Below are 22096 nucleotides of genomic sequence, written 5' to 3'. Positions count from 1 at the left end.
TTTACATTACAATCATTATATCACTCTCTATACGTTTATCAATATTTCCAAAACATTTCGAAACTAATACCCTAACTTTTAAAAAATCTAATCTTTAAAATCGAAAAATAAATCACCTATAGACAATTTTACTTTAACGGGAATAATGCTTATTTAACTATTACACCAAGAAATCTTGCTAGCTCAACTGCCTGCATAGGAGATACAATAGCATCTTTTAGCTCTTTTCCAGTTAACGATATGTCCGAAATGTTATTTTCTCTAAAATCTACTTTTTTAAGAGGAGTATTAGTAAACTCAGAGTTAGCTAAATCACATCCATTAAATGCAACATACGTAAAGCTACATTCCAAAAACATACTACTTTGCATATCACATTCCTGAAATTTTACATTCTTGACCTTTGAATATCCAAAGTTTGAGTATCTGCTAACTGTATCTTTAAAAAGAACCTCTTGTATACTACTATCACTAAAATCAGATCCTAAAAGCTTGCAATTATTAAATTCTACTCTATGTATACTTCCATTTGAAAAATCAATATTTGATAAATCACAATTTTCAAATATTATATCTACTAAGTCTACATTTCTTAAACAACACTCCCTAAACACAACATTTTCAAACTTGCATGCACTAATCTCCACCCTTTCTTCATTCATATATTCTAGACAACTATTCCTAACTAAAGTATTTGTTAAATATTTTTCATTTATGAGTTTCTCTTTAATGTTTATATTTTCTTCTAATATACTCTTTAATCTTGGTCCTGATATTTTTTTTAATTCCGCCATATGCATTCTCCTTACCCCAAAATTAATTTTAAATTTTCCTTTATTATAATTCTTATTTTATGAATTGTGTATAATAATTTACTATACGCAATCTTGATTTTATTTTAGTACATATATAAAAGAGAACTTTAACTAAAGTAAAGCTCTCTTTATTGACGGAAATTAAAATCAAACCAAATTATCATTCTTATACAATTCCTCAACTCGCGCCCAGTCAATTAAATTCCATATGTTTTTAACGTAATCTCCACGTAAATTTTTATATTTCAGATAATACGAGTGCTCCCAAACATCTATTGTTAGTATTGGAGTAAATCCAAAACTTAGAGGTGTATCCTGATTTGAACTATTTGCAACTTTCAGCTTACCACGTTTATCTTTAACTAGCCAGCCATAGCCTGATCCAAATTTATTTATTGCAGTTTCGCTAACAAGCTTCTTTAACATTTCTAGTGAACCAAAAGTACTAACTATTTCGTTAAGTAGTTTCCCTTCAGGTTCCTTTTTAGGATAAGGGAAAAGAATTGAAAAATATAAATTGTGATTTAATACACCTCCACCTTGATTTATAACATCGCGATAAATTTTTTTAGGTATTTTATTTGGATTTGAAAGTATTTGCTCTAAGGTTTTTCCCTCTGTAAATTTCTCATATCCCTTAAGCACATTATTTAGTTTATCAACATATCCTTGAAGATGTTTAGTATAGTGTATTTTTACAGTTTCTTCATCAATGTATGGTTCTAGTGAATTATACGAATACGTTAATTCAATTTTTTCATATCTCATATTTTTCCTCCAAACTTTAGAGAACAAAATTCATTTTATATTATAGTATGTTTTAATTGAATAAATGTTCACCTAAATAATCAAAGTAAAAATTTGAAATCCTATCAACACACATGAGAAAATCTATAATTCTTTACAGTACAAACTTCTCAATTATTATTTCTCCTTCTTTATTGACATATGCCTTAATATCTTTACTTGAGACATCTAATGTTTTTAATCTTTCTCCAAAGCAAAAAACTGTATTGCTATATGCAATTTTTGCAGTTATAATTCCTCCTTGCAACACTTCCAATTTGGTTGTTACCCCCGAAGGACTCCCAACTATTCCAAGTTTAATATTTCCTCTTGCTGATATAACGCCCCCTCTGGCTACTGAATCATCACGTAAAAAAATAATATCATTTAGTGCTGTTAAATTAGAAACATATTGTCCTTTATCTTTTATAATAATATTTCCTGTAGATTTTATTAAAGAATCCTGACAATAGCCTATATATATGTCTGCTGGAATTATCATATTATCTTCTAACAGTTCTATTTCATTGGTTATTAACTCTTCAAGATTTCTTAAATCCTCTATTGATTCTATTTTTGATAAGTTTAATCCCATCATTTTACTTCTTATAAAACTTACTAAATCATTATTATCACTATCTTCACAAATACTATGAGTTATTATATTTAAAGACAATTTAGGTATAGATTTATACCTGTTTTCTATAAGAATTTTAACCAATTCAGAAATTTTTTTAGAGTTATTGCTAGACTCATTTAACTTTTCAACCGCACTTATAAGTTTTGATATGATATCTTTATATTCATTTAACTTTTCCAAATACATTTTCTTTTCCATATCTACTTGTCCAGTAAGAACAGTTGATTTAATCACGCTTCCTTTAATATTAATTTCTCCTCCTGCCACTATGGTAGATATGTCAACATTTTTTTCGATAGTTAAAGAATTTCCCGATTTAACTTTCATTCCCTCTTTAACATTACCTTTAATATAAACGTCTCCAACAAAAAATATATTCCCGGATTTTATATCTACATCTTGAATATTATATAAACTATTTACACTCAAAATTCCATTTTTAGATGATGGCCTGCCAGTTTTAGTGGCAATTATACTATTTCCTTCAACTTTACATCCATCGCCTATTTTTATAGGTCTACTTTTCACAGTCTTTTTCTTTAATACTTCACCACATATATTTTTACCATCTTGCCCATTTTTACCTGGAATTATTTCTGCCAAAACTTGTCCTTCAGTTATACTAGATATAGAATATACATTCCTATAATCTATCTTTTCATTTGAGTTTTCATTCACTATCCTCTTTTCTCCAATATCAAATAACACTTTAATTTCATTTGGCGTGTCATCAATAGCACTAATACCTTCAGCTATTAACTTCTCTTCTCCATTTCCTAATGCGCATGCTTCTATAAGATTTTTATATATTATTCCATCAGTTATCTTGTTTTGCCTTAATATTTCCTTTATTTCTGTTAATGTATATTTTTTAGGATAATCTTCCGCTACCTTCATCGCCTTAAGAATCAAATCTTTAGCCATTGGCTTATCCCTAAGTTTATATACGTATGCTGGTTTATATTCTACCTTTATATATCCTTCCATTTTATCCACTGAAATATTCACTGATATTTTCTTTACTTGTTCTATTTTCTCACCTATATAATCTATCTTATCAGATTGATTTATTTCATATGGTCCTTTTTCACTACATAGTTCTCCATTAATAAAAAGTTTGATTTTCTCACAAGGCCTAATTGTTGTCTGTTCTTTATATACTTTGCTTAAACCTTCTATTACTACTACATCACCATTTTCTACTTTAACTCCATTTTCATCATTATTAATTACATTATCCTCATTAATTACAACTCTTTTCTTAGCAACATCTTTCGTGAAATCTTCCGTATAATTTAGATGATTATTAGAACTTGAGGAATATAAATCAACATCCATAACTTCTATTTCAACTTTTTTATTGATAAATGAATGATTGTCCTTAATTATTTTATAGTTTAGGTCTTCCTCTGCAACATTTAATTCTTTTGAAGCATTATTTAAACATTCATCTAAATATTTTCCAACATAAGTCCTATTCATATTCCTCATCTCCTTAACTTGACATTATTCCTTAACTAATTATAACATTAATCGATTACATTTAATACTTATTTATACATATTGTTAGCTTTTCTTATATAAATTGCCACTAATCTACTAAAGAATAACAATATTTTTCTTTAATAAAATAAAAGACTTACTCAATTAAGAATAAGTCTATAAAAAGATAATTAAAATATTGCTTTAATTACTCTTTCTCTATGTCATATTTTCAAAAATCCTTGGTACATTCAATATGCCATAACCCCAATATGGATTTGGAGTAACATCTCCACTTCTCGCCATTGCTCCTTTTGCAAGATATGCTTTAATAGTTTGTGCATACATATTAGGTTCATTTCCATTTACAATCCCCCATTGAAATAGCATAGCACAAACTCCAGATACGACAGCCGCTGATACACTAGTTCCGCTTACTACTGCCGTTGTGTTATTCGGGGCAACCGTTAGTGCATTTATTCCACCTGCTGCAACATCTATTCTATCAGTGTAGGATTCCAAAAAGGCCATACCAGAAAAATCAACAATATTGTTATTATTTTGATTATATGCCGCTACAGTTATAGCGTATATTGAGTTTCCTGGATTTGTTATAGTTCCAAATGGATCTGAAAAACTAAATCTTGTATCTCCAACTGTTAGCCCCTTTTGTGGTATCCAAGCATTAAATCTTCCATTAGAAATATAATTCGCCAGTATTCTGATTCTCCATATACCAGGCTGCAAATTATAAAATCTTATCCTTATCAACTCATCTCCAGTTACTTCTTCTGGAAAATAAAAATTAACTCTAATTGAGGTCTTCTCAAAAATAAAAGTATGATTTATGGTGTAATTAATTATTAAACTCAATATCCCAGAACTTTCCCCTGATGGTGAAACTATTTCAACCGTCATTATGTTAGGCAAATCAGCCCATATTTGCACCCATATATTTTTTTGTTCAGGTGACGCTTCTAACTCCGCAACCCCAGCACCAGGTGATTGCGCTCCAACAATCTGAGTTACTGAACCAGATGTGTGGCCGCCAGCATTCCTCTGATTTCCAGTACCAGTAACTACCGCTATTCCTCCATTGCTTGATATTGCATCTATAAAGTCTTCCAGTATACCTTCTCCCTTATGATTTCCCAAACTACTTCCAAGAGGAAAATATATAACCATTGGTTTGTTGGTCGTTAAAGCATATTCATACACATATTGCAATGCTGCAAAAATAGCAGTTATATTAAACACAGGAACTATTACGTCTGGAAACTGGACCTCATATGAAAAATCTCTTATAAGTTTTACTACTACAAAATTACAGTCTGGTGCAACACCCCTTAAATTCGGATTCTTTCCACTAGCTCCAATTATTCCAGCCATATTCGTCCCATGTCCAATTTCATCTCTGCTTGGAACTATATCATCTGGAGATCCTCCCTCCCTACTTGCTCTTATAGCATCATTTATTTTATTTCTATCAAATAATACCCCAAACGGTACAGATTCCGAACCGTTTTCGGCATTACTTATCAATGTTTGATCCCAAATATTTTCAATTCTTGTTTCCCCATTAGCATCCATAAACTCTTCGCTAAGATAATCAATACCCGAATCGATAATTGCTACATTTACACCTTTTCCTGTTAAGTTCAATTGAGATCCGGTTTGTAAAAAGCTAGCTTGAGACGCATCTACTGGTGAAATATCTTGTAAAGTATAAAATTCTGCAGGAATAACATATACAATTGATGAAATATATGGTTCATTTCCCATATTGATTTCAACATCTTTTTTAACAGATACAACGGCATATCTATCATTGATTACTGTAACATAGTAATCTGGTATTTTAGAAATCTCAGCTTCAATATCTCCTTGATACTGTACAACATAATTATCATAATTAATATCATGAAAAATTCTTTCCATCAATATATTTTTTTTCATTTAAACTCCTCCATGTATCTCTTCGGAATCCTTATGAACGACTTCTATATATAATATTTTAATGTGTACAATATTCAGTTCTTTTAATTTATACACACTTAACTCCTTTATACTATTTATATTTAATAATATTTATATATATAATAAATTATTCGTAAAGAATATTTATAAAAAAAATAACATATCAACTTCTGATTAAGAAGTTAGTATGTTATTTTCTATTAAATTTAAATTACAACCTTTTGTATTTATTACTTTTTATAAAATTATTGTTGATTTGCTAATGTTTTATAAATTTCTAACCTTTCCTTCGCTTCAGATTCTGTTTTCTCGAATAATTTCTCTGACTCCTCTGGAAATGCTTTAGCAAGGGATGCATATCTTACTTCACCCATTAAGAAGTCTTTAAAATCTTCTTTTGGATCTTTAGAATCTAATATAAATGGATTCTTTTCTCCCTTTAATGCTGGATTATATCTATAAAGATGCCAATATCCACAATCAACTGCTTTCTTTTCTTCCTCTTGAGTATTTGACATTCCTACTTTTATTCCATGATTAATGCATGTAGAATATGCTATTATCAATGATGGACCATCATATGCTTCTGCTTCTGTTATAGCTTTAATAGTTTGATTCTTATCTGCTCCCATACAAACTTGAGCTACATAAACATATCCATATGTCATTGCCATTCTTCCTAAATCTTTCTTCTTCGTCCTCTTCCCAGATGCAGCAAATTTTGCAATTGCTGCTGTTGGAGTTGATTTTGATGACTGACCACCAGTATTTGAGTAAATTTCTGTATCGAATACTAATATATTTACATTTTCATTCATTGCTATCACTTGATCTAGACCTCCATAGCCTATATCATAAGCCCAACCATCTCCTCCAAATATCCACTGTGACCTTTTTACGAAATATTCTTTATCCTTTAATATCTCTTTAGCAATTTCACTATTTTCTTTTTCAAGAACTTCAACTAACCTTTCTGCCCTTTCTCTTGTTCCATCCCCAATATCCTTATTATCTAACCATTCTTTAAGAACAGTCTCAGTTCCCTCTGACATATTACTTTCAATGGCGATAGCAACATTATTCGCTATTCTTTCTCTTATTGTTTTAACACCTAAATACATTCCATATCCGAACTCAGCATTATCTTCAAACAATGAATTTGCCCATGCTGGTCCATGACCATGTTCATTAACTGTATATGCCATTTCATATGACCCTGCTGCCCAAATTGATGAGCACCCTGTAGCATTTGCAATCATCATTCTATCACCAAATAATTGTGTCACAAGCCTTGCATATGGAGTTTCACCGCAACCTGCACATGCTCCATTAAACTCAAGTAATGGTCTTTCAAATTGGCTTCCTTTAAGAGTGTATTTATTTAGCGGATTTTTAGGTTTAACTCTTTCCATATAGTAATTCCAAGCTTCAATTTGCTCATGTTGACTATCTTGTGATTTCATTACTAATGCTTTACCTGGTGCTGGACATACTTGTGCGCAATTACCACATCCAGTACAATCAAGCGGAGTAATACCAATTGAGAAATATAACTTTTCATCACCTTTTATTCCTTTTGCATCTAATACTTTTAGACCTTCAGGAGCCTTTTCTTTTTCATCTTCATTTAGTAAGAATGCTCTAATTGTAGCGTGTGGACATATATATGAACATTGTGCACATTGAATGCAGTTTTCTGGTATCCACTCAGGCACATTTACAGCTATTCCTCTCTTTTCATAAGACGTTGTTCCAGACATAAAGGTACCATCTTGTATTCCCGCTTTCACGAAATGGGACACTGGCATTGAATCGCCCTCTAACCTATTCATTGGCCTAGTAATTTCTTTAATAAATTCCGGAAAATTCTCATCAAGCTCAATTTTATCGTCTAAATCAGTATTCCAACTATAAGGAACCTTAATTTTAGTTATTCCCTCTAACCCTGCATCTATTGCTGCGTGATTCATATTAACAATTTTTTCGCCTTTATTGCCATATGATTTAACAACTGCTTCTTTTAGAAATTTTATAGCATCCTCAACTGGAATTATATTTGCTATTTTAAAGAATGCAGCTTGCATTATCATATTTATTCTTCCTCCAAGGCCAACACATTGAGCAATTCTAACTGCATTAATTATATAGAATTCTATATGATTTTGAGCAATATACCTTTTTATAGATGCTGGTAATCTCTCATCCAATTCTTCAGGCGTCCAAATTGTATTTAATATAAATTTACCATTCTTTTTTAGACCTCTAATCACATGATATTTATACACATAGGATTGATTATGACACGCAACAAAATCCGGTCTATCAATTGGATATCTAGATTTAATTGGCTTATCACCAAATCTTAAATGCGAAACTGTAAGTCCTCCTGATTTTCTAGAATCGTAATCAAAGTATCCTTGAGCATACATATCTGTATTATCTCCGATAATCTTAATTGCACTTTTATTCGCACCAACTGTACCATCTGATCCTAAGCCCCAGAATTTGCACGATGTAATTCCATCAGGAGTAGCATCTATATGTTCGAATGTTCTTAAAGATGTATTTGTAACATCATCAATTATTCCAATTGTAAAGTTATTTTTTGGTACATCTAAAAATAAGTTATCATAGACAGCAGCAATATGAGCTGGTGTTGGATCTTTTGATCCAAGTCCAAATCTTCCACCAACAACAATCGGAGCATTATCCATTCCAAAAAATGCTCTTGATACATCTAGGTAAAGTGGTTCTCCAACTGACCCTGGTTCTTTCGTTCTATCTAAAACTGCAATTTTTCTTACAGTCTTTGGAATAGCCTTCAATAGTTTATCCAGTGAAAATGGCCTATATAACCTTACTTTTACAAGCCCTACTCTTTGTTTATTATTATTTAGAAAATCTACAGTTTCCTCTATAACATCATTTACTGCCCCCATAGAAATTATAATTCTATCAGCATCATGTGCTCCATAATAATCAAAACAATGATATGATCTACCTGTAAGCCTAGTAACCTCGGTCATATATTGTTCAACAATTTCTGGAACATCATCATAATACTTATTTACAGCCTCGCGCATTTGAAAGTAAATATCTTGATTCTGAGCAGTTCCTCTTATAACAGGATGATTTGGATTTAAAGCTCTTTTTCTAAATTCATCAAGTGCCTTATAATCTAATACCTTAACAAGTTCTTCTGGTTCAATTACCTCTATTTTTTGAATTTCATGAGATGTCCTGAATCCATCAAAAAAATTCATAAAAGGTATCCGTGATTTTATAGTTGCTAAATGTGCCACTCCACTTAAATCCATTACTTCTTGAACAGACCCTTCTGCAAGCATTGCAAAACCGGTTTGCCTTGCCGCCATAACATCTTGATGATCTCCAAATATACTTAGTGCTGATGTTGCAATTGCTCTAGCAGCTACATGTATGACACATGGCAGCAATTCTCCTGCTATTTTGTACATATTAGGAATCATTAATAGTAATCCTTGGGATGCTGTATATGTTGTTGTTAATGCACCTGCTTGAAGCGAACCATGCAGTGCACCAGCTGCTCCCGCTTCTGACTGCATTTCAACAACTTTTAACGGTTGCCCAAAAATATTTTTTTTCCCTTGTGCAACCCATTCATCCACATGTTCTGCCATTGGTGATGATGGAGTTATCGGAAAAATCACTGCTGCTTCCGAAAATCCATATGACATATATGCAGCAGCTGTGTTCCCATCCATAGTTTTCATTTTTCTCATTGTATTTACCTCATTTTCTCTTTGTTTCTATATTGTTAATTATTAATTCTATCTTCATTTATAGTATTACTAAAAAATTTTGATAGTATGTATTTTTCAATGAAGTAATTCCATGTTCTTCAAATGATAGTATAATTTTAGATCAAATAAACAAAAGTTATAATACTCTCACTCATTCGTATGTTTCCAACGGAAATACATGAGAGTATTATAACTTTTAAAATGTTCAAATTTATATTTTTCACATACCACAGCTTTCATATTTTAAAAAATGGGTACTAGCTTTTTCTATATTTATATAAGAATTTAAAGTTTTTACTTGACTAAAATAACATTTTACATTTCGTTTGATTTTAAATAAGGTCTAGGTTCTATGCTATCTAATAATAATTATTTTTCCAAAGCTTCCTTCAAAGTATGCCATGCTAAAACTGCACATTTAACTCTTGCTGGCATATTAGAGATATTTTTAAAAGCCATAGCATCTTCTAATGCATATAATTCTTCATCATCTTTAATTTCTCTTTTAATCATTCCAATAAAAGTTTCTGTAAGCTTTAATGCTTCTTCGATATTTTTACCTTTTATCAAATCTATCATTATTGATGTAGATGCTTGAGATATTGCACACCCTTGCCCTGTAAAGGCTAAATCTTCAATAACACCATTGTTTAATTTAAGTTCTAACGTAATTTCATCTCCACAGCTAGGATTATGACCTTTTTCTTTTATATCTGGGCTATCTAAGTTTCTCTTATTATGCTTAGAAGTGCTGTGTTCCATTATAAGTTCTGTATAAATAGCATTTAAATCCATCTAAATTACCTCCATTTCAAAAACATTTCATATGTTTTCTTTGTTGCTTCAATTAATTTATCTACATCTTCTTTTGTATTATAAAAATAAAAACTAGCTCTGCAGGTTGCATTAATACCCATATATCTCATTAATGGCTGAGCACAATGATTGCCTGATCTTATTGCAACGCCATGAGAATCAAAAACTGAAGCAACATCATGAGGATGAACTCCCTCTATATCAAATGAAATTATTCCACCTCTATGGCTTAAATCCTTAGGCCCATATAGCTTTATATAAGGCAGTTCTTGAAATTTTTCAATTGCATAACTTGTAAGTTCTCTTTCTATTTCATCTATTCTTTTCATTCCTATATTTTCTAGATAATCAATGGCAGCTGCAAGCCCTACAGCACCTTCAACATTTTGAGTACCACCTTCAAACTTAGATGGCAATTCTGCAAAGGTTGCTTCCTGCTCATAAACATATTCAATCATATCTCCACCAACTATATATGGTGGCATGCTTTCCAAAAGCTCCTTCTTGCCGTAAACTACGCCAATTCCCATTGGGCCTAAAAGTTTGTGTCCTGAAAACACTAAAAAATCTGCATCTAAGTCTCTTACACTTACTTTCATATGTGGTACGCTTTGTGATCCATCTACAATTACTTTAGCACCTTTTGAATGAACATACTCTATAATCTCTTTTACTGGATTTATAGTTCCAAGTGCATTAGAAACATGAGTTATGCTAACTAGTTTAGTCCTTTCAGTAATCTTATCTTTAATTTCTTCTTCTGGAATTTCTCCGTTTTCATTTACGTACATATATTTTAAAGTTGCTTTTTTAGCTCTAGCTACAATCTGCCATGGAATAAGGTTTGAATGATGCTCTGCAATTGAAATAACAATTTCATCACCTTCATTAATGTTGTTCATTCCATAAGAAGATGCTATAAGATTAAAGCCTTCTGTTGCATTTTTAATAAAAATTACTTCTTTTGAAAATTCTGCATCAATGAATCTTCTAATCTTTTCTCTAGCGTCATCATAGGCCTTTGTTGCATCAATACTTAACTTATAAGCACCTCTATGAGGATTTGCATTACTTACTTTATAGTAGTTTTCAATAGCTTCTATAACTTGAACAGGCTTTTGCGTTGTAGCACCGCTATCTAAATAAACTAATCTTTCCCCATTTTCATTGGCCCTCAAAACAGGGAAATCTTTCAAAAAATCTACATTATTCATTTTTAAGTCCCCTGTCTACTTCTTGTAATATTTCTTCTATAACGTCATTATCACCAATTGAATCTATTATTGGATTAAATGCAGCTCTAACAATTACAATCTTAGCTTCATCATAACTTAATCCTCTAGACATCAAATAAAATAATTTGTTTTCATCAATTCTTCCTGAAGATGCTGCATGTTCTCCTGAAACATCATCTTCTGCACATAATAGCACTGGCATTGCTTTAGCTCTAGCTTCTTTTGAAAGGAGCATACAATATTCATCTTCTGCACCAACACTTTTAGATGCACCAGTTTTAAAATCCAAGGTTCCTTTGAAAGCCTTTCTAGCTTTTCCTTGAAGTGCCCCTTTAACATTTATATTGGAATTACTTCTTTTACCTTTGTGAGTAATAATGTAATTAATGTCTATAAGTTTATCTTTATTTCCTAAATAAATAGAATTTATATTGGCAGCTGATTTATCACCTATTAAATCTCCATGATAATTGTAAATACTATATTGTCCTCCAAGGTCTACTGATATAAAATCAACCTTTCCATCTTCTTCAATATCTGAAACATTAGAATCGAAATGAACGGTATTTTCATTTAAAAAATTCACTTTAGTTAGTTTAATTTCACTATTCTTCTTTGAATATATAGTACAAATTCCATTATGATAACCAATTGAATCGTCCAAAGATTTATACTTTACTATAATAGAAGCTTTCGAATTTTCTTCTCCAACAATTATTAAATTATCTACTAAATAGCTGTTATCTTTATCCATATTAAATTCTATAATTATTGGTTCTTCAGTTTTTATATTTCTACCTATTGTTATTACATAACCTTGGTTGAAACCTTCTTTACCTTGGTTTATTAAATCTTCACTGATTCCATATTGAAACTCTCTATATAAAGGTAATATTTTGTCATTTTCTAACTTTTGAATATCAACGCCTTCTAAGCCCTTGATTTCTACGTTATCAAACTTTTTAATTTCTCCAATATTTAATTCTCCAAGGCTTATATCATTAATATTAACCCAGCTTTTAGTTCTTATTGGAGTTTTATTTAAATTATTAAATTGTATAGCCTTCATTTCTCTCACCTACCCTATGCTTCCTTCTAATTCTATGTTGATTAAATTGTTCATTTCTACTGCATATTCTAATGGTAATTCTTTTGATATAGGTTCCACAAACCCTCTTACTATCATAGATTTAGCTTCATCTTCACTTATTCCTCTAGTCATAAGGTAGAAAATAGAAGCATCACTTATCTTACCTATTTTTGCTTCATGACCAATTTCAACATCATCATTTAATAAATCAATTACTGGAATAGTGTCTGATTTTGATTTATTATCTAACATTAGAGATTCACAGGATACCATAGATTTTGAATTATAGGCATTTGAATTTACCTTTAATACTCCTCTATAAGTAGCTTTTCCACCGTTTCTTGAAATTGATTTTGAGTTTATAGTAGAAGAAGTGTTTGGTGCGGCATGTATAACCTTTGCTCCAGTATCTAAGTTTTGTCCCTTACCTGCAAAAGATACACCTGTAAATTCTGCTCTTGCTCCTTCGCCCTTTAATATACTCATAGGATATAGCATCGATATTTGTGAACCAAAAGAACCTGATACCCATTCTATTGTTCCATTCTTTTCAACAATTGCTCTCTTAGTGTTTAAGTTAAGCATGTTCTTTGACCAGTTTTCTATTGTACTATATCTTAGTGTTGCGCCTTCTTTTACATAGAGCTCAACACAGCCTGCATGTAAATTTGTAACGCTATACTTTGGAGCTGAGCAACCTTCAATAAAATGAAGCTTTGCTCCTTCATCTACAATAATTAGTGTATGTTCAAATTGTCCTGCTCCAGGTGAATTTAATCTGAAATAAGATTGTAGCGGTATGTCTACATTAACCCCTTTAGGAACATACACAAAAGATCCTCCTGACCAAACAGCTCCATGAAGTGCAACAAATTTATGATCATTAGGTGTAACACACTTCATAAAATATTCTTTAACTAAATCCTCATGTTCTCTTAATGCTGTTTCCATATCAGTATAAATTACGCCTTGTTTTACTAAATCTTCTTTTATACTGTGGTAAACTACTTCTGAGTCATACTGTGCTCCAACTCCAGCTAGTGATTTCTTTTCAGCTTCTGGAATTCCTAGTAAATCAAAAGTTTTCTTTATATCCTCAGGCACTTCATCCCAAGAACCAACTAAGCTGCTCTTTGGCCTTACATAGGTTACAATGTTATCCATATCTAACTCATCCAAGGATGGTCCCCATGTTGGTAATTTCAATTTATTATATATTTCTAAAGATCTTAATCTAAAATCTCTCATCCATTTGGCTTCATTTTTTTCTTCTGAAATAGTTTCAATTATATCTTTTGTTAAGCCTTTTTCAGATTTAAAACTAAAGCTGTCTTCATTTTTAACATCATAGATTCCTCTATCCATTTCATCTATATAAGTCTTCTTTTTGTTTTCCATCTTATTTCACCACCTTTATATAGCTACATTTTCTTTAAAAGATTCATAACCCTTTTCTTCAATTTCATTAGCTAAGCTTCCATCTCCGGTTTTAACTATTCTTCCATCTACTAATACATGAACATAATCAGGTTTTAAATTTTCTAATATTTTTGTATTATGAGTAATAATTAAAACTCCATTGTTTTCATTTGAGAACATTTTAATACCTTTAGAAACAATTCTTATAGCGTCAACATCGAGTCCAGAATCTGATTCATCTAAAATTGCTAACTTTGGATTTAAAGTTAACATTTGTAGTATTTCATTTTTCTTCTTTTCTCCACCTGAAAATCCTACATTTAAATATCTGCTTGCATAGCTTTCATCTATTTTTAATTCTTTCATATTGTTCTTTAAATCTAAGTCAAACTTAAAATGTTTTAGCACATTTCCATCTGTAGTTCTCTTAGCATACTTTAAGAAATTCTCTACAGTAATTCCTGGAATTTCTTCTGGGTATTGAAATGATAAAAATAAACCTTTTTTAGCTCTTTCATCAGTCTTTAATTCATTTATGTTTTCACCTTCGAATTCTATATCTCCACTCAATCTTTTATATTTAGGATTATTTAAAAGAGCATTGGCTAGAGTAGATTTACCAGCTCCATTTGGTCCCATTATTACGTGAACTTCACCTTTATTTATTTCAAGATTTAATCCTTTTAAAATCTCTTTATCATCTGCTTCAATTCTTAAATCACACACTTTTAACAAACTCTTATCCATAACAATTCTCCTATCTAACTAATATTTAATTAACTATGTTTTTCACAAAACACCTGTCTAAACTCCATAAATGTAAGTCTTATATATAATTTCTTTATATGTATAAATTTTAAAGTGCATTCTAAATACACCTTAATATTAGCACAGGTTTTTTTAATGCGCAATACAAATGCACATTTTATTTTTAACCAATTTACTTTTTTTTATTATAAGGTATAATGAAACTAAAGAAGGGATGTGAAAATTTGAACTTATCTAAGTTTTCAGATTATGCTTTTAGAATTTTAATATATTTAGCTAAGAATCAAGATAAAATATGCACTGTGGAAGAGTTGGCATCTAACCTTGAAATATCTGAACATCATTTAAAGAAAATCGTTCATAGGCTAGGTAAAACTGAATATGTAATATCAACTAAAGGAAGAAATGGCGGCTTAAAACTTGGGATGGAGCCTAAAGACATAAACCTTGGGAAAATATTAATAATTACAGAGGAAAGTATAACTGTATCTGAATGTTTTTCAAGTGCAAAGCATACTTGTTCCACTTCAAAATGCAAATTAAAAGCAATATTATCGTCATCTATTAATTCTTTTGTTGATGAATTTAGCAAATATACCTTAGAGGATATTTTATAGCAAGATAAAGTTTTTATACTTTATCTTGCTATAATTTTTTATTCAAATTCTATCATTAGAAAAATATTTTTTTGTCTAAAGCCTTGTCACAAAAACCATATACTATAAAAAATCAAGAAAGTAATTAGGCTGTACTGATTTCTAAATTACATAAATCAGTATTTTTTATGCCCCCATTAAATGTATACTTATATATAAAAATAAAGGTGTTACAGTCGCTTCCCACTATAACACCATTTACTTACGAATTGTATTTTTTCTCCAATTCTTCTAATATTAAAATATTATCTTTTTTTATGTGATTATTTATTTCTTCAAAGTCAATACATTCCTTATTTATACCTGTTAATGTGCCTGCGTTTAATTCTCTTTTGGCAAATGTATATACAACTTTATCTTCTTTATCAATATGTCTCTCTAATAAATGCGTATAGGAGATAGCATTAGAAATTACGTCTAAAATAGCTTCTTCATCCCCATCTTTTAGATTTTTAAGTGCAGCTTGAAGTTCACTTATGTGTAGTCTTCCAAGATCATGCTCCACAAGCATACCATGCTTAACTATTTTTTCAGCAGTTGGGCCTATTTCTTCAACCATTCTATTAAAAAGCATTACTTCTTCTTTCTTATGATGATGAGAATCAGCAAAATTTCTAATAAAACCTATCATGGAATTAAAATCATCATAACTTATTTTTTCACCTTTGTATAATCTAAAACATGCTTTTCTTACAACAACCAACATTCTTTTTATATACTTATGTTCTTCCATCATTAAATCTATAGCATCCATATCTTTTCCTCCTATTACATATTCTCATTACAAATAACAGTGATAAATTTAATCATCGTATAGCCAAAAATATAGCTAGGTACTCTATTATTCTTAAATTATTATCCCATAAAGATCTTATTTCCTTCTTATCACCATTGTATTGTTGCCATCTTCAACATACTCGAAATCTGAATTAACTGCATTTACAAATTCTTTAACCCATAAACTTCTTAGCTTGTAGAAATAATTAACGTCACCTTCTTCTTTATTCCAAATATCACTATGAACGCATACTCTTCTCTTCCATTCAACCATATCTTCTTCTGCTTTAATTACTTCATTGACTCTATCACATGGCATTCCATCTAAAATATAATCATTGATACTGTCAAAAATTTCACCTGCATTTGTAAGTTCCATTCCTTTTTCTTTAACTTCGCTGGCAGCTTTAATCCCTTGGCTAGAATAAATCTCTTCTAATTTTGTAGTGACACCTTTATTATTATTTACAAGTTTTGTTGTCCACGCAGCCATTCTTCCCTCTGCTGAATGAATTTTTCCTTGTAACCATCCATGGATATTACTTGTGTCTATCATTTCTTCTAGTGGAAGATTCGGAGTTGGCTCACCATACTTTTCATTAATTTCTTTACGTAACTCTTCTACATTCAAACCATCTTTTTTTGCAAGGTTTATTATCTCACCTTCTAATTTTTCAAACCATAAAATCTTATTAAATAACCAATAATGTATCTTTCCTAAAAATAAACTCATATTTTTTCTCCTCCTATAGCAAAAGTATTTAACTAGAAAATAAAACCTTTATTATTTTTAAACTTAAAACAATTTAAAAATCCATACTTATTTACTTCAAATACTTATTTATATTATGTTTTATTTGTAAATTTATAATACCATATTATTTTATATTTTTACGTAACATATGATACAAATCCATAAAAAAGATATATAAGAAAATCCTATATTTTATCCTTTTTTATAGAAATATTTTTCATTTTATTTTAGAAGTCAACAAAAGAAGCAGTGGCTGTTTTTAACTTCCACTGCTTCCTATACCCTTATATTAACTTACCCTCTTATTTTCCCATAAATCTTATTTTTGTACTGGTTTCTTTATTATTCCTAATATTATTGCCCCAACTACTGCACCAATGAGTATTGCTGCTAAGTATTGAAGTGGATTAGTTACTATTGCAATAACAAATATTCCACCGTGAGGTGCTCTTAATGCACATCCAAATGCCATTGAAAGAGCTCCAGCAACTGCTGAACCAATTATACAAGATGGTAGTACTCTTATTGGATCTGCTGCTGCAAAAGGAATCGCACCTTCTGAAATAAATGATAATCCCATTATATAGTTTACAAGACCTGCCTGCCTGTCTTTTTCAGTAAATTTATTTCTAAATACTGTAGTACATATTGCAATTGCAAGTGGTGGAACCATACCACCAGCCATAACAGCTGCCATTATATCAAAGTTTCCACTAGCAAGTGATGCTGTACCAAAAAGATAAGCTGCTTTGTTAACTGGACCACCCATATCAACTGACATCATACCACCTAAAACAATACCTAAAAGAATCTTACTTGTACCACCCATTGAGTTAAGTGCACCAGTGATACCTGTATTTATTGATCCCATTATTGGGTTTATGAATAACATTATAACACCGATTAAAAGTGTTCCTAGTAAAGGATATAAAAATACTGGCTTTATACCTTCTAAACTGTTTGGTAAACCTGCAAATAACTTCTTAAGACCAACAACTAAATATCCAGCAATGAAACCTGCAAGTAATGCCCCTAAGAAACCACCAGAAACTGCTGGAACTTTTGGATCAAAAGCACTTGCAAAAGTAATACCGGCACTAGCTAAAGCACCACCAACAAAACCTACTGAAAGAGCTGGTCTATCTCCAATACTCATTGCAATAAATCCAGCAAGAACTGGTAACATGAATCCAAATGCAGTACCACCAATCTTCATCAATACGGCTGCAATAGGTGTACCTGAACCAAAACCACTTGGATTAGCAGGATTGAATGTATCAAATAAGAATGCTAAAGCTATTAATATACCACCACCGATTACAAACGGTAACATATGTGATACACCATTCATAAGATGCTTGTAAATTTGGCGTCCAACAGATTCGTTTGAAACATCTTCGCTGCTATCTGCTCCTCCAGCATGATGATATATTGGAGCATTTCCACTTATAGCTTCCTCAATTAATTGAGCCGACTTGTGTATTCCATCTGCAACCTTAGTTTTAATTACTCTCTTACCATCAAATCTAGCCATTTCTACATTTTTATCAGCTGCTATAATTATACATTCTGCATTTGCTATTTCTTCTTTTGTTAAAACGTTTTTAGCACCACCAGAACCATTTGTCTCAACTTTTATTGAGACTCCCATATCTTTCCCCTTACTTTCAAGACTTTCAGCTGCCATGTAAGTATGTGCAATCCCTGTTGGACATGCAGTTACTGCTAATACTCTATAACCACTTTTATTCATCTCTAATTCCCCCTTTACCTCTTCAGGAAACTTTTCCATTTCCTTCTTATCTATTAACCTTAAAAACTCCTCTTTATCAGAACAGTCGATTAAGCTTGTTCTAAATGCTTCATCCATTAATATAGTAGATAATCTTGCCAATACTTCTAAGTGTAAATTATCATTATTATCTGGTACAGCAATCATGAAGAAAAGATGTGCTGGTTGAGCATCTAATGCATCATAATCAACACCCTTTTTACAAATTGCAGCTGCAAGAGATGCTTTCTTTACTGCACTCGTTTTTCCATGTGGAATTGCTATTCCATCCCCTATCCCAGTTGTACTTAATTCTTCCCTGGCTAATATTGCTTTTTTATATTCTTCCTTATTATTTAAATTTCCCGTTTTATCCATTAAATCAACTAATTCATTTATACATTGTTCTTTTGTATTTGGATTAAAATTTAAGTTTATGCCTTGTTTGTGTAATAAATCTACAATCCTCATTGTTAGCCTCCTAAAATTTAAATATATTTTTATTCTTTTGTAAAAATCATAATACTAGTTAAACTACTCTTGTCAAAATTTAAAAATATAATAAGATTCAACTCATACTAGAATAAATTCACTATTAAATTTGCTTTAATAATTCATATACTTGTTCTTTAGTTGCCAATTCTTCTGAGAAAGCACTTGCACTTCCTGTAGCAATTCCCATTTTGAACGCTTCTTCTATATTTTTATTTTTCAAATATCCACATAAGAAACCAGCCACCATTGAATCTCCAGCCCCAACTGAATTTTTAAGTATTCCTTTTGGAACAGCTCTTTTTATCGGATCTCCATTTTCAGGTAGTAGAATTGCTCCATCACCTGCCATTGAAATAAGAACATTTTTTGCTCCCATTTCTTGAAGTTTTCTACCATATTTAATTATGTCTTCATCATCTTTTAATTCTACATTAAACATTTCTGCAAGTTCATGATGATTTGGTTTTATCAAAAACGGTTTATATTTTAATACCTTTAATAGCAAATCTTTTGTTGCATCAACTATGAACTCTACCCCCTTATCCAATAAGCTGTTCATAATGCTTTCATATATATTATCTGGCACACTATTTGGTATACTCCCTGATAATATTAAATAATCGCCTTTTGTTAGATGTGAAAGTTTTTCATGTAAGAGATTTAACTCTTCATCAGTTATTGCTGGTCCCGATCCATTAATTTCTGTTTCTCCATCACTTTTAAGTTTCACGTTTATTCTAGAAAATCCACTTTTTAATTTTATAAAATCACAGTTTACGCCATGACTTTGTATTTGTCTTAGAATTTCATCTCCAGTAAATCCAGCAACATATCCAAGAGCTGTATTAGCTACCCCTAGATTTTTAAGAACTATGGATACGTTAATTCCTTTACCACCTGCATAAATATTTTCCTCTTCAGTTCTATTTAATGAATCGACCTTAAATGAATCAACTTTAACAATATAATCTAAAGAAGGATTAAGAGTTATTGTATTAATCATTTTTTACCACCTCTATTACATTAGTATCATAACTAATATTATTATCAATTTTTGTTGTTATTAATGTTGAATCTGCTATTGCTCCGAAAGTTATAAAACTAACTTTTTCTAATTTAGATTGATCTGCTAATACATATGATTCTCTGCACATTTTCATTGCTTGAGCTTTAACCATTGCTTCATTCATATCTGGAGTTGTATAACCACTCTCGTTGCTTACGCCATTTACTCCAAAGAAACCTTTTGAGAAATTATATTTTTTCAAATCTTCTACAACAGTACTTCCTACTATTGCTTCAGTTATAGCTTTAACTTCGCCTCCAACAATAAAAGTCTTAAAACCTCTTTCCAAAAGCTTTTTTGCATGAACTATTCCATTAGTTACAACTATTATTTCGTTGGCTTCAATAAAATCTATTAAGATCTCAGTTGTTGTTCCAGCATCCAAGTAGAGTATATCCCCATCTTCAATTAATGCAGCAGCATGCTTTGCTATTTCAGATTTTTCATCTACATTCAAAGATTGTCTAACATTAACTTTATAATCGTGCTTGGATGTACTCTCACCTATTGCAATTGCACCTCCATGAATTTTCTTCAAAAGCCCCTCACTATCAAGTGTATTTAGATCTCTTCTAACTGTAGATTCCGAAGCATCCAGTAATTTTACTAAATCAGTAACAGATACTATTCCTTTTACCTTCAACTCCTGAAGAATGATATTAAACCTTTCTTCTGTAAACATTATCATCACTCCTCTGATATAATAATAACTTATATCCCAATAAAAATCAACCATTTTATTTCAAAAAAAATCACTTTTTTCACGTTTATTGATTTTTATTGATTGTTTTTATTCATATTTAAATATTTTGTTCTTTTGTTGACTGTTTCAAGTCATTTAACTTATACAATATTGGTTCTAAAAGTAATCCTTCTCTTGCTGGGTAATCATAAGAACTGCTTTCTTTAATACAATCTTCAACGAATTTGCATGATTCTTCAACGCTCTTTTCTAATGAGTTACCATCCATAATTAATCCAATCAAAACTGATGTAAAAACATCTCCAGTTCCTGGATAAGATCTTTCTATCCTATCCCTAATTATTAATTTGAAAGAATCGTTTTCTCCATTATATACAGCTATCCCAATCTTCTTTTTATTTGCGACAGGTGCACTTGTGATTATTACATTATCACATCCAAAACTATATAATTTTCTAGAAAGCGCTAATAGTTTCTCTTCATTCACTTCCTCTACAATCTTTTCATCACATAAAATACATGCTTCCGTAAAGTTAGGTGTAATGATATGCGAATATCTTATTATCCTTTTTAAACTATCTGAATATTCCTTACTAAAATTACTATAATAAGAACCGTTATCAGCAAAAATAGGATCGAGCACTACTAATGATTTATTCTTGTTTACAGATTCTAATAAAAGTAAAGTTTCTTCGATATTATTAGTACTTCCTAAATATCCAACAAATATGTTTTCAAAATTTATGTTCAATTCAATATAGTGTTGAACCGCCTTACTTATATATCCATCCAATCTTTCTATGTTTGGACTAAACCCTCCAGTATGACTGGTTAATATCATAGTAGGTATCGGACAAACCTCTACCCCCAAAGTTGATAGAATAGGAATTACATTGGTTAAAGCAGCTTTTCCTATTCCGCATAAATCATGTAAAACAGCTGCTCTTTTTATAGGCTTTATCATAGATTTCTCCTCTCTAAAACATTTTTACATTTAGTTTTTTAATTCTTCATCATATTCAATAGAAATACAACTTCTTTGTAAAAAATTATAGTATTAATAC

Annotated in this window: 17 protein-coding genes; 1 reads left to right on the top strand and 16 read right to left on the bottom strand. The window is 30.8% G+C overall.

What is annotated here, in order from left to right; all coding sequences use genetic code 11:
- Positions 1-149 precede the first annotated feature (149 nt).
- The 10 genes from AXY43_RS24265 to sufC form a co-directional block, all read right to left on the bottom strand.
- A complete protein-coding gene (locus AXY43_RS24265; RefSeq protein WP_011969180.1) occupies positions 150-794 on the bottom strand; it encodes a pentapeptide repeat-containing protein in 645 nt (214 codons plus the stop codon).
- A gap of 168 nt (positions 795-962) precedes the next feature.
- Positions 963-1583, bottom strand: a complete 621-nt coding sequence (locus AXY43_RS24260; RefSeq protein WP_017209643.1) for a superoxide dismutase — start codon at positions 1581-1583, stop codon at positions 963-965.
- A gap of 133 nt (positions 1584-1716) precedes the next feature.
- Positions 1717-3723 (bottom strand): DUF342 domain-containing protein, encoded by a 2007-nt coding sequence (locus tag AXY43_RS24255; RefSeq protein ID WP_105412302.1) that lies wholly within the window; start codon positions 3721-3723, stop codon positions 1717-1719.
- A gap of 219 nt (positions 3724-3942) precedes the next feature.
- Entirely contained in the window at positions 3943-5679 is a 1737-nt protein-coding gene (locus AXY43_RS24250; protein WP_023975074.1) for a S8 family peptidase, read from the bottom strand.
- A 266-nt stretch (positions 5680-5945) separates the two neighbouring features.
- Positions 5946-9461 (bottom strand): pyruvate:ferredoxin (flavodoxin) oxidoreductase, encoded by a 3516-nt coding sequence (gene nifJ, locus AXY43_RS24245; protein ID WP_039772425.1) that lies wholly within the window; start codon positions 9459-9461, stop codon positions 5946-5948.
- A gap of 390 nt (positions 9462-9851) precedes the next feature.
- Positions 9852-10277, bottom strand: a complete 426-nt coding sequence (gene sufU, locus AXY43_RS24240) for a Fe-S cluster assembly sulfur transfer protein SufU (RefSeq protein WP_039772424.1) — start codon at positions 10275-10277, stop codon at positions 9852-9854.
- Positions 10278-10282: 5 nt separating this feature from the next.
- A complete protein-coding gene (locus AXY43_RS24235) occupies positions 10283-11512 on the bottom strand; it encodes a cysteine desulfurase (RefSeq protein WP_105412301.1) in 1230 nt (409 codons plus the stop codon).
- Positions 11505-12602, bottom strand: a complete 1098-nt coding sequence (gene sufD / locus AXY43_RS24230) for a Fe-S cluster assembly protein SufD (protein ID WP_039772429.1) — start codon at positions 12600-12602, stop codon at positions 11505-11507. The genes AXY43_RS24235 and sufD overlap by 8 nt, the downstream gene beginning before the upstream one ends.
- A 9-nt stretch (positions 12603-12611) precedes the next feature.
- Complete coding sequence (gene sufB, locus AXY43_RS24225; RefSeq protein WP_039772420.1) at positions 12612-14021, bottom strand: Fe-S cluster assembly protein SufB; 1410 nt, start codon at positions 14019-14021, stop codon at positions 12612-12614.
- Between the two features lie 15 nt (positions 14022-14036).
- On the bottom strand, positions 14037-14789 hold the full coding sequence (sufC, locus tag AXY43_RS24220) for a Fe-S cluster assembly ATPase SufC (protein ID WP_011969171.1): 753 nt from the start codon (positions 14787-14789) through the stop codon (positions 14037-14039).
- 245 nt (positions 14790-15034) lie between these two features.
- On the opposite strand from sufC, the gene AXY43_RS24215 reads away from it, so the two are divergent.
- Positions 15035-15427: an RrF2 family transcriptional regulator gene (locus AXY43_RS24215; protein ID WP_017209651.1), complete on the top strand. Its 393-nt coding sequence runs from the start codon at positions 15035-15037 to the stop codon at positions 15425-15427.
- Between the two features lie 241 nt (positions 15428-15668).
- On the opposite strand, the gene AXY43_RS24210 is transcribed toward AXY43_RS24215, so the two are convergent.
- The 6 genes from AXY43_RS24210 to AXY43_RS24185 all read right to left on the bottom strand — a co-directional run bounded on the left by AXY43_RS24210 (position 15669) and on the right by AXY43_RS24185 (position 21996).
- Entirely contained in the window at positions 15669-16220 is a 552-nt protein-coding gene (locus AXY43_RS24210) for a hemerythrin domain-containing protein (RefSeq protein ID WP_017209652.1), read from the bottom strand.
- A 117-nt stretch (positions 16221-16337) separates the two neighbouring features.
- Entirely contained in the window at positions 16338-16976 is a 639-nt protein-coding gene (locus tag AXY43_RS24205; RefSeq protein WP_105412300.1) for a hypothetical protein, read from the bottom strand.
- A gap of 340 nt (positions 16977-17316) precedes the next feature.
- Positions 17317-19239: a PTS fructose transporter subunit IIABC gene (locus AXY43_RS24200; RefSeq protein WP_105412299.1), complete on the bottom strand. Its 1923-nt coding sequence runs from the start codon at positions 19237-19239 to the stop codon at positions 17317-17319.
- Between the two features lie 124 nt (positions 19240-19363).
- Positions 19364-20266 (bottom strand): 1-phosphofructokinase, encoded by a 903-nt coding sequence (gene pfkB / locus AXY43_RS24195; protein WP_017209655.1) that lies wholly within the window; start codon positions 20264-20266, stop codon positions 19364-19366.
- Positions 20259-21011 carry a DeoR/GlpR family DNA-binding transcription regulator gene (locus AXY43_RS24190; protein ID WP_017209656.1) on the bottom strand — a complete coding sequence of 251 codons (753 nt, stop codon included), beginning with the start codon at positions 21009-21011 and terminating at the stop codon, positions 20259-20261. Before AXY43_RS24190 ends, pfkB begins: the two co-directional genes overlap by 8 nt.
- A 118-nt stretch (positions 21012-21129) precedes the next feature.
- Complete coding sequence (locus AXY43_RS24185; RefSeq protein WP_105412298.1) at positions 21130-21996, bottom strand: pyridoxamine kinase; 867 nt, start codon at positions 21994-21996, stop codon at positions 21130-21132.
- Between the last annotated feature and the right edge of the window lie 100 nt (positions 21997-22096).

The sequence above is a fragment of the Clostridium sp. MF28 genome, assembly GCF_002969175.1.
In the GTDB taxonomy this organism is placed as follows: Bacteria; Bacillota; Clostridia; order Clostridiales; family Clostridiaceae; genus Clostridium; species Clostridium beijerinckii.
The sequence above is the reverse complement of the archived record's forward strand: the minus strand, read 5'-3'. Positions and strand labels throughout refer to the sequence as shown.